This window comes from Luteimonas pelagia, assembly GCF_054776035.1.
Genome location: NZ_BAAHCG010000002.1, coordinates 645,619 through 658,488 on the forward strand (window position 1 = coordinate 645,619; position 12,870 = coordinate 658,488).

Sequence of the window (12,870 nt, forward strand, 5' to 3'; positions counted from 1 at the left end):
ACGCGGCCGGTCGTCCTCCGTCCTGCGCGACACGCGGCCAGCAGGGCTTCCACGCCGTGTCCACGCCGCCTCCACGGGGTTGTTAAAAAAAGATTGGCGCCGGTTCAGGAATCACGTGATGGAATCGCCGCGCACCCATCAACACGGGCCGCGAGCGCCCACGGAGGACGCATGAAGAACAACACCATCGCCATCGCCTTGGCGTCGCTGCTCGTCGGCGGCGTTGCCGTCGCCGCGTTCCAGAACAACCGCACCGCGCCCGACTATGTCGCCGACGGCGAAGTCCAGGCCGAGCCCGGCCTGTTCGATCGCGCGCGCGGCCTGGAGTACGCCGACGTGGTGGCCGTCACCGAAGTGACCGAGCCGGAGGCGCTGTACGCCACGGTGATCGGCAGCGAGCCGGTCCGCGAGACCGTCACCACCTCGACCCCGCGCCAGGTCTGCAACGACGTGGTCGTCCAGGAGCGGATGCCGGAGCGCGACGGCCTGATGGGCGGCACGATCGCCGGCGCCGTCATCGGCGGCGCGCTGGGCAACCAGGTCGGCGGCGGCGACGGCCGCAAGCTGGCGACGGTGGCCGGCGCGGTGGCCGGCGGCTACGCGGGCCGCAAGATCGACCAGCGCCACGTCGGTGGCCGCGTGGTCAACAGCACCCGCACCGAGTGCCATACCGTCAGCGACACCTCGCAGTCGTCGCGCACCGTCGCCTACAACGTGACCTACCGGAATCCGGACGGCACGACCGGCACGATGCGGACCGGCGACAAGCCGGGCGAGCGCATCCACCTGGGCGAGGGCGAGAAGGTCGTCGGCTACGACGTGACCTACCGCTTCGACGGCGCGGAGAACACGATCCGCATGGACCAGCGCCCGGGCGACCGCCTGCCGGTGGTCGACGGCCAGGTCGTGGTGCAGACCGCCGCGATCGACGCGGCGCCCGACCGCGGCTGATCCACGCCGACACCCCTGACGACACCCCGAAGGGACGGAGCGATCCGGCCCTTCCTTTTTCCGGGCCGCGGGCGGCCGGTGGGTCCACCCGCGCCGGGGGCAGCCGCTACAATGCCGCTTTTCCGCCCGGCAACCGCGCTCCCATGGCCCTCGATCCCCACGACCTGTACGACGTCCGTTCCCTGCTGACCGAGGAGGAGCGCGCCGTCCAGGACACCGTCGCGCGCTTCACGGACGAACGCGTGCTGCCGATCATCGGCGACGCCTTCGACGAGGGCCGGTTCCCGAAGGAGCTGGTGCCGGAAATCGCGGAACTGGGCCTGCTGGGTTCGTCGCTGCCCGAGGAATACGGCTGCGCCGGCCTCAACGCGGTCAGCTACGGCCTGATCTGCCAGGAACTCGAGCGCGGCGACAGCGGCATCCGCAGCTTCGTGTCGGTGCAGTCGTCCCTGTGCATGTATCCGATCTTCGCCTACGGCTCGGACGAGCAGAAGAAGCGCTGGCTCCCGGACATGGCCGCCGGCAAGGTGATCGGCTGCTTCGGCCTGACCGAGCCTCACGGCGGCTCGGACCCGGCGAACATGAAGACGGTCGCGCGCCGCGACGGGGACGACTGGATCCTCAACGGCGCCAAGATGTGGATCACCAACGGCAACCTGGCCGACATCGCGATCGTCTGGGCGAAGACCGAGGACGGCATCCAGGGCTTCGTGGTCGAGAAGGGCATGCCCGGGTTCGCCGCGCAGGAGATCAAGCACAAGATGAGCCTGCGCGCCTCGGTCACCAGCGCGCTGTACCTGGACAACGTGCGGGTGCCGGACGCCAGCCGCCTGCCGAACGTGAAGGGCCTCAAGGGCCCGCTGGGCTGCCTGACGCAGGCGCGCTACGGCATCACCTGGGGCCCGATCGGCGCGGCCACGGCGTGCCTGCAGGAAGCGCTGGCCTACACCAAGGAGCGCATCCTGTTCGAGCGCCCCGTCGCGGCCACCCAGAGCGCGCAGATCAAGATGGCCGAGATGGCGCGCCGGATCACCATGGCGCAGCTGCTGAGCCTGCAGCTCGGCCGCCTGAAGGACGCGGGCAGGATGCAGCCGGCACAGGTCAGCCTGGCCAAGTGGAACAACTGCCGCATCGCGATCGACATCGCGCGCGAGTGCCGCGACCTGCTCGGCGGCGCCGGCATCACCACCGAGCATGCCGCGATCCGGCACGCGCTCAACATGGAATCGGTGATCACCTACGAGGGCACCGAGACCGTGCACCAGCTGGTCATCGGCCGCGAACTGACCGGCATCAACGCGTTCTGACCCGCGGCCGCGCCCGCACGACCAGGATTCTCCGGAGACCCGCCCGCGTGGCCCTTCCCGACGTTTGCATCGAGACCCCGCGGCTGCGGCTCCGCACGCCGCGGATGGACGACTTCGAGGGCTACGCGGCCCTGATGGCCGACCCCGACGCCGCCCGGTTCATCGGCGGGCAGATGCCGCGCCCGGCGGCATGGCGGAAGTTCATGACCCTGGCCGGCGCCTGGGCGCTGCAGGGCTTCGCGATGTTCTCGGTCGTCGAGCGCGTGAGCGGCGACTGGATCGGCAACGTCGGCCCTTGGCAACCGGAAGGCTGGCCGGGCACGGAGGTCGGCTGGTCCATCCTGCGCCCCTACTGGGGCCGTGGCTACGCGCGCGAGGCGGCCGAAGTGTCAATCGACTACGCCTTCGACACCCTGGGCTGGACGCGCGTCATCCACACCATCCAGGCCGGCAACGCGCCGTCCATCGCGCTGGCCGAGCGACTGGGCTCCACCTACACGGGCAACGTCAACCTGCCTCCGCCCCACGAGGACATCGAGGCCGGCATCTGGGCACAGTCGCGGGACCAGTGGCGCGCGCGGTCGCGCGCCTGACACCGCCGCGGGCCGCGGGTCCGCGACCCTCCAGCCATTTCCCCGGACCACCATGACATTCCACGCCGTCCCGAACCCCATCCCGGCGCGCATGAAGGGCCTCAACCGCGCCGAGATCTGCGACGTCAACTTCAGCGAGTTCGTGAAGGCCTGGGCCGGGCGCCCGGACGCGCCGCCGGCACCGGGCGAGTCGGTGCTCGAGGGCAGCGCGCTGGACGCGGCCGGGTTCCGCGAGCTGTTCGAGTCCCAGCTCGTCAGCCGCCACCTGGACCTGATGGCGCGCGTGCTGCGCGTGCAGAACAAGGTCTTCTACACGATCGGTTCCAGCGGCCACGAGGGCAACGCGATGGTCGCGCGGCTCACGCGCCACACGGACCCCGCGTTCCTGCACTACCGCTCGGGCGCGTTCATGGCCGAGCGCTTCCGCAAGCTGCCCGGGCTCGATCCGATCATGGATTCGGCGCTGTCGTTCGCGGCCAGCAAGGACGATCCGGCCTCCGGTGGCCGCCACAAGGTCTGGGGCAGCAAGCCGCTGTGGGTGCTTCCGCAGACCTCGACGATCGCCTCGCACCTGCCCAAGGCGTTCGGTACCGCGGTGGCGATCGAGCAGGCCCGGCGCATCGGCCATGGACTGCCGGTGCCCGAGGACAGCATCGTGGTGTGCTCGTTCGGCGACGCCAGCTCCAACCACGCCACCGCGCAGACCGCCTTCAACGCGGCGGCATGGACCGCGTACCAGCGCCTGCCGGCACCGGTGCTGTTCGTGTGCGAGGACAACGGGATCGGCATCTCGGTGAAGACGCCGGACGGCTGGGTCGCGCAGAACTTCTCCACGCGCCGGGGCCTGGACTACTTCCATGCCGACGGCCTGGACCTCGCCGAGGGCTACGGCGCGGTGCGCGACGCGGTCGAACACTGCCGCCGCACGCGCCGCCCGACCTTCCTGCACCTGCGCACGACGCGGATCATGGGCCACGCAGGCACCGACTTCGAGATCGAGTGGCGCCCGATCGAGGAACTGTGCGCGGTCGAGGCGAGCGACCCGCTGCTGCGTTCGGCGGCGATCGCGCTCGAGTCCGGGCTGATGTCGAAGGACGAGATCCTCGGGATCTACGAGTCGACGCGCGCGAAGTGCTTCGCCGCCGCCGAGGACGCGGACCGACGGCCGCGCCTGGCCACCCTCGAGGACGTGATGGCGCCGCTCGCGCCGTACACGCCGGACCGGGTGCGCGAGGAGTCCCAACGTGCCCCGACGGACGCGCGCCGCGTCGAGGCCTTCGGCGGCGAGGCGAAGCTCCCCGAGCGCCAGCCGCCGCGTCACCTCGCGATCCAGATCAACAACGCGCTGCACGACCTGCTGGCGAAGTACCCGGAGGCGCTGGTTTTCGGCGAGGACGTCGCCCAGAAGGGCGGCGTCTACACGGTGACCAAGGGCCTGCAGAAGGCGTTCGGCCGCAAGCGCGTGTTCAACACGCTGCTCGACGAGACGATCATCCTCGGCCTGGCGCAGGGCTACGCCAACCTGGGCCTGCTGCCGCTGCCGGAGATCCAGTACCTCGCGTATTTCCACAACGCCTGCGACCAGATCCGGGGCGAGGCGGCCAGCCTGCAGTTCTTCAGCAACGACCAGTACCGCAACCCGATGGTGATGCGCATCGCCTCGCTCGGGTACCAGCGCGGCTTCGGCGGGCACTTCCACAACGACAACTCGATCACCGCGCTGCGCGACATCCCCGGCCTGGTGGTCGGTTGCCCGTCGCGCGGCGACGACGCGGCGACGATGCTGCGCACGCTGGCGGCGCTGGCGAAGGTGGACGGGCGCGTGTGCGCGTTCCTGGAACCGATCGCGCTGTACATGACCAAGGACCTGCACGAGGCGGGCGACGGTGGCTGGCTCACGAGCTACCCGCCGCCGGGCGAGGCCATGCCGCTGGGCGAGGGACGCGTGTATGCGCCGGAGGCCGGCGACGGGTCGGACCTGGTCGTCTTCACCTACGGCAACGGCGTGCCGATGGCGTTGCGCGCGGCCCGCAAGATCGAAGCGGCGCACGGCTGGAGCGTGCGCGTGGTCGACCTGCGCTGGCTGGTGCCGCTCAACGTGGACTTCATCCGCGCGCAGGCGGCGGACGCCAAGCGGATCCTGATCGTCGACGAGGGCCGCCGCAGCGGCGGCGTGGGCGAGGGGATCGTGACCGCGGTGGTGGAGGGCGGTTTCGGCGCGCGGCCCTTCAAGCGGATCACCGGCGCGGACACCTTCACGCCCCTGGCCGGCGCCGCGTTCCTGGTGATCCCGTCGGACGAGGAGATCGTCGCGGCGGCCGACGCCCTCGCGCGGGCCTAGCGCGCGAGGCCGTCGCGCAGCGGCCGCTCGTGCACCGGGCGGCCGTTGATCTCGAGTGTCGCCGGGTGCTCGACCGGCACCACGGCCAGCGCGATCCAGTGGTCGCCGTCGCGGGCGACGCAGGCGAGGCTGCCGATCGATCGTCCCTCCGACATGACCTCCGCGCCCGCTTCGAGCGCGGCATCGGATTCCAGTAGCGCCAGGCCACGCTTGGCCTGCCCGAGGAAGTGGGTGCGCGCCACGATCTCCTGGCCTGGATAGCAGCCCTTCTTCACGCTGAAGGCGCGCAGGCGCTGCAGCGAGAGCATCTGGGGCGTGAACTGCCCGGATTGCGTGGCGGGCAGGCGGGGCAGGCCATGGGCCAGGTCGAATGCGCGCCAGGCGTCGTCCGCGGCCGCATCGCCAACCCCGTCACTGGAGGCGATGTGCAGCGTGCGGGCGACGCCCCCGGCGCCCATGTCCAGTTCCACGGCGCCGTCGCCGTCGATCCCGGCCTCGGCGCCGTCGGCGGTCGCGGGCGCGCCGAAGCGGCCCGAGGCGACCAGGTCGTCGCGTTCGCGCAGCGTGACCTTGCTCCGGAACACGAAGCGCCGGAGCGGCGCGCCGAGTTCGGCGGCGGGGACGTCCGGGCAGACCAGCCAGAGCCTCCTGGCGTCCAGCCGCAGCAGCGCGAACAGGGCCACCAGCCGGCCCTTCGGCGTCAGCCATCCGTTCCATTGCCACGATCGATCGGCGAGCGCGGCGACGTCGTTCATGCACTGTGCCTGCGCGAAGGCCACCGCGTCGGGGCCCTCGATCTCGAGGACGGAATGCGACGCGAGCGCGAATTCGGCCGGTCCGGCCGCTGGATCGGCCATGGGCTGGTTGTCGGGCATGGGGGTGGGAATTAAACTTCGGCGGCTTGATCGACCGGACCGCCATGGTAAGCCACCCCACGCCCCCAGCCGAACGCGACGACGCCCCGGACGTGGCGCCGGCGCCGGCGGCGGACGCGAAGACCCCCCAGCGCGAGGTCGGTGGACGCGACGGCCCCGAGCCGACGCGCTTCGGCGATTGGGAAAAGAACGGGCGCTGCATCGACTTCTGACGACGCCGCGATTCACAGCCACGCGCCACTGCCACGCGGCCGCGCGCCGCCCAGCCGGAGATGCCCCCGACGATGCCCACCCGCCAACGCCCGTTGTCGCCGCACCTGCAGGTGTACCGGTGGCAGATCACGATGCTCATGTCGATCCTGCACCGCGCCAGCGGCATGGTGCTGGTCGCCGGCGCCTTCGGCCTGGCCTGGTGGCTTCTCGCGGTGGCCGACGGCGGTGAATCCTACGCCCGCGCCGCCGCATGCCTCGCTTCGCCGCTGGGCCTGCTGGCGCTGTTCGGCTTCTCGCTTGCGCTGATGTACCACCTGTTCAACGGCGTGCGGCACCTGCTGTGGGATTTCGGCTGGGGCTTCGACATCCCCGAGGTGTACCGCTCCGGGTACGCGGTGGCGATCCTGACGGTGGTGATGACCGCCGCGATCTGGCTCTTCGCACTGGGGGTGGCGTGATGTCCGACATCGGCACGGGTGGCCATTCCGACGCGCTGCGCACGCCGCTGTCGCGTGCGCGCGGTCTCGGCTCCGCGAAATCCGGCACGGGCCATTTCAAGTGGCAGCGCGTGACCGCGATCGTTCTGGCGCTGCTGGCGCCGTGGCTGATCGGCCTGCTGGTCGCGCTGGTCGGCGCCGACGAGTTCGCGGTCCGGGCCGCCATCGCCAGGCCGATGAACGCGATCCTGCTGTCGCTGTTCGCCATCTGCCTGTTCTGGCACGCCAAGCTGGGCGTGCAGGTCGTGGTCGAGGACTACGTCCACCACCGCGGCGCGGAGATCGCGCTGCTGCTGCTGAACATGCTGGCGTGCGCGCTGGGTGCGATCGCGTCGCTGTACGCCATCGCCCGCATCGCGGTGCTGGGCTGAGGACGCCATGGGACTCTCCGACTACAAGATCACCGAACACAAGTACGACATGGTCGTCGTCGGCGCCGGCGGCGCCGGCCTGCGCGCGACCTTCGGCCTGGCCGCCAAGGGCCTGAACACCGCGTGCATCAGCAAGGTCTTCCCGACGCGCTCGCACACCGTGGCCGCGCAGGGCGGTATCTCGGCCGCGCTGGGCAACATGGGCGAGGACGACTGGCGCTTCCACTTCTACGACACAATCAAGGGGTCGGACTGGCTGGGCGACCAGGACGCGATCGAGTACATGTGCCGCGAGGCGATCCCGGCGATCATCGAGCTCGAGCACCAGGGCGTGCCGTTCTCCCGCACCGAGGACGGGCGCATCTACCAGCGGCCGTTCGGCGGCATGACCACGCACTACGGCAAGGGCACCGCCCAGCGCACGTGCGCTGCGGCGGACCGCACCGGCCACGCGATCCTGCACACGCTCTACCAGCAGTCGCTGGCGCATGACGCGCGCTTCTTCATCGAGTATTTCGCGCTCGACCTGGTGATGGACGCCGACGGCGCCTGCGTCGGCGTGCTGGCACTGGACATGAGCGAGGGCACGCTGCACCTGTTCCGCGCGCACGGGACGGTACTGGCGACCGGCGGCTACGGCCGCGCGTACTTCTCGGCAACCTCCGCGCACACCTGCACCGGCGACGGCGGTGGCATGGCGCTGCGCGCGGGCATCGGCCTGCAGGACATGGAGTTCGTGCAGTTCCACCCGACCGGCATCTACGGCGCGGGCTGCCTGATCACCGAAGGCGTGCGTGGCGAGGGCGGCATCCTGCGCAACAGCGACGGCGAGCGCTTCATGGAGCGCTACGCCCCCAACGCCAAGGACCTGGCCAGCCGCGACGTGGTCAGCCGGTCGATGACCATCGAGATCCGCGAGGGGCGGGGCGTCGGTCCGCACAAGGACCACATCCACCTGGACCTCACCCACCTGGATCCGGCCGACATCCACGAGAAGCTGCCCGGCATCGCCGAGACGGCGAAGATCTTCGCAGGCGTCGACGTCACCCGGCAGCCGATCCCGGTGCTGCCGACGGTCCACTACAACATGGGCGGCATCCCGACCAACTACCGCGGCGAAGTCGTGCAGCTGGCCGGCGGCGACCCGGACGTGGTCGTGCCGGGCCTGTACGCGATCGGCGAGGCCGCGTGCGTCTCTGTGCACGGCGCCAACCGCCTGGGTTCGAACTCGCTGCTCGACCTGGTGGTGTTCGGCCGCGCGGTCGCGAACCGCTGCGCGGAGACGATCCGTCCCGGCGCCCCCCACAGGACGCTGGCACGCGATGCGTGCGACGCGGCGCTGTCCAACCTCGACAGGATCCGCAACGCCAACGGCGACCGGCCCACGGCGGTGATCCGCGACGAGATGCAGCGCGCCATGCAGGCCGACGCGGCGGTGTTCCGCACCGGCGAGACGCTCGCCGAGGGCGTGCGCAAGGTGCGCGAAATCAACGCCTCGTTCGCAGACGTCAAGGTCAGCGACCGCTCGCTCGTCTGGAACTCGGACCTGGTCGAGACGCTGGAGCTGCAGAACCTGCTCGGCCAGGCGCTGGTGACCATCGAGTCGGCGGCGAACCGGACGGAATCGCGCGGCGCCCATGCCCGCGAGGACTTCCCCGAGCGCGACGACGACAACTGGCACAAGCACACCCTGTGCTGGCTGGACGATGCCGGGAACACGCGGATCGACTACCGCCCCGTGCACATGTACACGCTGTCGGACGACGTCGAGGTCGTTCCGCCCAAGAAGCGGGTCTACTGACGATGGCCGAGTTCACCCTCCCGAAGCACTCGCAGGTCCACAAGGGCCGCCACTTCGCCGCCGACGGCGCGAAGCGCACGCGCACCTTCAAGGTCTACCGCTGGAACCCGGACGACACCGAGAACCCGCGCACCGACACCTACGAGGTCGACCTGGACAGCTGCGGCCCGATGGTCCTGGACGCGCTGATCAAGATCAAGAACGAGATCGACCCCACGCTGACCTTCCGCCGCTCGTGCCGCGAGGGCATCTGCGGTTCGTGCGCGATGAACATCGACGGCACCAACACGCTGGCGTGCACGCGCGCGATCGAGGACTGCGCGAAGGCCGAGGTGCCGATCTACCCGCTGCCGCACATGCCGGTGGTGAAGGACCTGGTGCCGGACCTGACGCACTTCTACGCGCAGTACGCGTCGATCCGCCCCTGGATCCGCACGCAGAGCGCGCCGCCGCCGGACCGCGAGCGCCTGCAGTCGAAGGCCGACCGCGAGAAGCTCGACGGCCTGTACGAGTGCATCCTGTGCGCCTGCTGCTCGACCAGCTGCCCGAGCTACTGGTGGAACGGCGACCGCTACCTCGGCCCGGCGATCCTGCTGCAGGCCTACCGCTGGATCGTGGACTCGCGCGACGAGGACACCGGCGCGCGACTGGACGAGCTCGAGGATCCGTTCCGGTTGTACCGCTGCCACACCATCATGAACTGCACGCGGACCTGCCCGAAGGGACTGAACCCGGCCAAGGCGATCGGCGAGATCAAGCAGCTCATGCTGGCGCGGCACGGCTGATCCGGGGGGCGCTGGTCGCGCCGGGTGCCACGCGTGCGAGGATGCGAGCCCGACAGCACGAGGCCTGACCGATGACGCCCACGCCCGACGCGATCTTCTGGCCCGCGGTCGCGATGGTCGCGCTGACCATCGTGGTGACCTTCCGGATGTACCGGGAGCGCATCCGCCAGATCCGCGGCGAGGGGATCGGCTTCGCCGAGATCCCCAGCAGTTCGCAGATGGCGGCCCGCCTCGCCGACACCCGGGCCGCGGACAACTACCGCAACCTGTTCGAGACGCCGGTGCTGTTCTACCTGGCGCTGGTGGTGGCGCATGCGACGGGGCAGGTGACCTGGACCGTGCTCGCGCTGGCCTGGACCTACGTCGTGCTGCGGATGGTGCACAGCTGGATCCATTGCACCTACAACCGCATCCGCCACCGCCTCAACGCCTTCATCGCCTCGAGCTTCGTCCTGTGGGCGCTGTGGGCGCTGCTCGCGGTGGGGCTGGCGTGGCGTTGACCGGGGACGCGGAGGTCCGCCGCCTGCGCTGGCGCTGCCGGCGGGGCATGCGTGAACTGGACCAGCTGCTCGAGCACTGGCTCGACACCGAATGGACGGACGCTTCCGACGCCACGCGCGGGGATTTCCTGCGGTTGCTGGACTGCGAGGACGATAGGCTCTGGCGCTGGTTCATGGGCGCCGAGCGCCCGGAGGATGCCGGGCTCGATGCGCTCGTCCAAGGGATCCGGGACACGCCCCGCGCGCAGTGAGCCGGGGACATCCACGTTCGCATGCCGGCCGTCACGGGGGTTTGCCCTGGCGCTCGCGTTGCTCGGCCTCCTGGCGGCGGCGTCGCTGCATGCCTCGGACCTGCCATCGTGGTTCGCCATGGCGGCGTCGCCCCTCGCCATCGGCTGGGGCCTGCTGGCGGCGGCCCGTTCGATGAGGGCGCCACCGGACCGAATCACGCCGGACCGGGTGCCCCGGTCCGGCGACGGGGATCCGATCGACCGGCTGCGCATCGCGTGGCGCGGGCCGCTGGCGTTCGCCGCCTGGCGCGACCCGCGTGGCCGCCGGCAGTGCCGCGCCTGGTGGCCAGACGTACTCTCTCCCGGGCGGCGCCGTGAACTCCGACTTGCCTGCGGCGGGGACGAACCCACCACGCGACCGCGATCGATGGCAGGATAGCGCGCTTATGTTCAAGCCCATCCCCGTCGCCATCGGCCTGCGCTACCTGCGCGCAAAGCGCCGCAACGGCTTCATCTCCTTCATCTCGCTGGCCTCGATCCTCGGCATCGCCATCGGCGTGGCCGCGCTGATCACCACGCTCGCGGTGATGACCGGCTTCCAGACCGAGATCCGCGAGCGGCTGCTGCAGATGGCCTCGCACGCCACCGTCAGCGGCGCCGGGGAGGCGCTCTCCGACTGGCGCCGTGCGGTCGACATCGCGCTGGACGACGAACGCGTGTCGGGCGCCGCGCCCTACGTGGAGATGCAGACCCTGCTGCGCGGCAGCCGCAACGAACCGGCCCTCGTGCGCGGCATCCTGCCGGGCGAGGAAGGCAGGGTCTCCGTCCTCGGCGACGAGATGGTGCAGGGGTCGCTCGATTCGCTGGTGCCGGGCGAGTTCAACATCGTGCTGGGCAAGGAGCTCGCGCTGTGGCTGGGCGTCGGCGTCGGCGACACGATCCTGCTCTACGTCCCCGAGTACCGCAGCACCCCGATCGGCGCGGTCCCGCAGCTCAAGCGCTTCGAGGTCAGCGGCATCTTCGAGGTCGGCTACCAGGACTACGACCGCAACTTCGCCGTCGTGCACATGGCCGACGCCCAGCGCCTGCTGCGGATGGGCGAGGGCGTGACCGGCGTCCGGCTGATGCTGCACGACATGAACCAGGCCTGGGAGGTCGCCCGCGACCTGGCGCTGTCGCTCGGCGGCCCGTACCGCGTCAGCGACTGGAGCAGCCAGAACGCCAACATGTTCCGCGCGCTGCGCCTGGAGAAGACCATGATGGCGATCCTGCTGTCGCTGATCATCGCGATGGGCGCCTTCAACCTGGTGTCCTCGCAGGTGATGCTGGTGACCGACAAGCAGGCCGACATCGCGATCCTGCGCACGCTGGGCCTGGCCCCGCGCGGGGTGATGCAGGTGTTCATGGTGCAGGGCACGCTGATCGGCGTGATCGGCACGGTGGCCGGCGTGGTCGGCGGCATCCTGCTGACGCTCAACCTCGAATCCATCCTGCGGGCCATCGAGCAGGTGTTCAGCGTGGTGCTGATGCCGGCGGACGTCTATTACGTGACCGGCCTGCCGACGGAGCTGCGCGCCGACGACGTGACGACGATCGCGCTGGTGGCGCTGGCGATGGCCTTCCTGGCCACCCTCTACCCCGCGTGGCGCGCCGCGCGCACGGCGCCCGCGGAGGCGCTGCGCTATGAGTGAGGTCGTCCTGGACGCCGGCACCGAAGCGCCCGTGCTGCGCTGCGAAGGCCTGGCCAAGACCTATGCCGAAGGCGCGCTGCGCACCCCGGTCTTCAACGGCGTGGAGCTGTCGGTGGCGCCCGCCGAGACGGTCGCGATCCTCGGCGCGTCGGGCGCCGGCAAGAGCACGCTGCTGCACCTGCTCGGCGGCCTGGACACGCCGACGGCGGGCGAGGTCTATGTCGCCGGCCAGAAGATGAGCGCGCTGTCGGATGCCGCGCGCGGTCGCCTTCGCAACAGGGCGCTCGGCTTCATCTACCAGTTCCACCACCTGCTGCCCGAGTTCACCGCGCTGGAGAACGTGATGCTGCCGGTGCTGCTCGGCGGCAGCGACGTGCGCGGTGCCGAGGCGCATGCACGCGAGCTGCTCGAGTCGGTCGGCCTCGGCCACCGGCTCGGCCACAAGCCGGGCGAGCTCTCGGGCGGCGAGCGCCAGCGCGCCGCGGTGGCCCGGGCACTCGTGAACCGGCCGGGCTGCGTGCTGGGCGACGAGCCGACCGGCAACCTGGACGAAAAGACCGCCGACCGCGTGTTCGGCCAGATGCTCGAACTCAACCGCGCGCACCGCACGAGCCTGGTGCTGGTCACGCACGCGCGCAGCCTGGCGCGCCGGCTCGACCGCGTGCTCGAACTCCACGACGGCAAGCTCAGGGAAGTGCCACCGCACGAGGTGTGA

General features: G+C 70.7%; 14 protein-coding genes. 13 read left to right on the forward strand and 1 reads right to left on the reverse strand.

Translation table 11 applies throughout. The features are described 5' to 3' along the window. The first annotated feature begins 171 nt into the window (after nt 1-171). The 4 genes from ACYU7H_RS08220 to ACYU7H_RS08235 all read left to right on the forward strand — a co-directional run bounded on the left by ACYU7H_RS08220 (nt 172) and on the right by ACYU7H_RS08235 (nt 5,192). Complete coding sequence (locus tag ACYU7H_RS08220) at nt 172-951, forward strand: glycine zipper 2TM domain-containing protein (protein ID WP_460813767.1); 780 nt, start codon at nt 172-174, stop codon at nt 949-951. Between the two features lie 143 nt (nt 952-1,094). Continuing rightward, on the forward strand, nt 1,095-2,258 hold the full coding sequence (locus ACYU7H_RS08225) for an acyl-CoA dehydrogenase family protein (RefSeq protein ID WP_460813768.1): 1,164 nt from the start codon (nt 1,095-1,097) through the stop codon (nt 2,256-2,258). A gap of 47 nt (nt 2,259-2,305) precedes the next feature. Next, complete coding sequence (locus tag ACYU7H_RS08230; RefSeq protein ID WP_460813770.1) at nt 2,306-2,851, forward strand: GNAT family N-acetyltransferase; 546 nt, start codon at nt 2,306-2,308, stop codon at nt 2,849-2,851. Between the two features lie 52 nt (nt 2,852-2,903). Then, on the forward strand, nt 2,904-5,192 hold the full coding sequence (locus ACYU7H_RS08235; RefSeq protein ID WP_460813772.1) for a thiamine pyrophosphate-dependent enzyme: 2,289 nt from the start codon (nt 2,904-2,906) through the stop codon (nt 5,190-5,192). Here the strand turns inward: ACYU7H_RS08235 and ygfZ are convergent. Next, on the reverse strand, nt 5,189-6,049 hold the full coding sequence (gene ygfZ, locus ACYU7H_RS08240) for a CAF17-like 4Fe-4S cluster assembly/insertion protein YgfZ (protein WP_460813774.1): 861 nt from the start codon (nt 6,047-6,049) through the stop codon (nt 5,189-5,191). The genes ACYU7H_RS08235 and ygfZ overlap by 4 nt on opposite strands. Between ygfZ and ACYU7H_RS08245 the strand changes: the two genes are divergently transcribed. From ACYU7H_RS08245 to lolD, 9 genes are all read left to right on the forward strand, one after another. After that, a complete protein-coding gene (locus ACYU7H_RS08245; RefSeq protein WP_460814015.1) occupies nt 6,019-6,279 on the forward strand; it encodes a DUF1674 domain-containing protein in 261 nt (86 codons plus the stop codon). The genes ygfZ and ACYU7H_RS08245 overlap by 31 nt on opposite strands. Before the next feature lie 72 nt (nt 6,280-6,351). Continuing rightward, on the forward strand, nt 6,352-6,738 hold the full coding sequence (gene sdhC, locus ACYU7H_RS08250; protein ID WP_460813776.1) for a succinate dehydrogenase, cytochrome b556 subunit: 387 nt from the start codon (nt 6,352-6,354) through the stop codon (nt 6,736-6,738). Continuing rightward, on the forward strand, nt 6,738-7,148 hold the full coding sequence (sdhD, locus tag ACYU7H_RS08255; protein ID WP_460813778.1) for a succinate dehydrogenase, hydrophobic membrane anchor protein: 411 nt from the start codon (nt 6,738-6,740) through the stop codon (nt 7,146-7,148). The genes sdhC and sdhD overlap by 1 nt, the downstream gene beginning before the upstream one ends. Before the next feature lie 7 nt (nt 7,149-7,155). Continuing rightward, entirely contained in the window at nt 7,156-8,949 is a 1,794-nt protein-coding gene (gene sdhA, locus ACYU7H_RS08260; protein ID WP_460813780.1) for a succinate dehydrogenase flavoprotein subunit, read from the forward strand. A 2-nt stretch (nt 8,950-8,951) separates the two neighbouring features. After that, a complete protein-coding gene (locus tag ACYU7H_RS08265; RefSeq protein WP_460813782.1) occupies nt 8,952-9,734 on the forward strand; it encodes a succinate dehydrogenase iron-sulfur subunit in 783 nt (260 codons plus the stop codon). A 71-nt stretch (nt 9,735-9,805) separates the two neighbouring features. Beyond that, complete coding sequence (locus tag ACYU7H_RS08270) at nt 9,806-10,234, forward strand: MAPEG family protein (RefSeq protein ID WP_460813783.1); 429 nt, start codon at nt 9,806-9,808, stop codon at nt 10,232-10,234. Continuing rightward, nucleotides 10,231-10,485 (forward strand): FAD assembly factor SdhE, encoded by a 255-nt coding sequence (locus ACYU7H_RS08275; protein WP_460814016.1) that lies wholly within the window; start codon nt 10,231-10,233, stop codon nt 10,483-10,485. The genes ACYU7H_RS08270 and ACYU7H_RS08275 overlap by 4 nt, the downstream gene beginning before the upstream one ends. A 425-nt stretch (nt 10,486-10,910) precedes the next feature. Further along, entirely contained in the window at nt 10,911-12,155 is a 1,245-nt protein-coding gene (locus tag ACYU7H_RS08280; RefSeq protein WP_460813785.1) for a lipoprotein-releasing ABC transporter permease subunit, read from the forward strand. After that, nucleotides 12,148-12,870 (forward strand): lipoprotein-releasing ABC transporter ATP-binding protein LolD, encoded by a 723-nt coding sequence (gene lolD / locus ACYU7H_RS08285; RefSeq protein WP_460813786.1) that lies wholly within the window; start codon nt 12,148-12,150, stop codon nt 12,868-12,870. Before ACYU7H_RS08280 ends, lolD begins: the two co-directional genes overlap by 8 nt.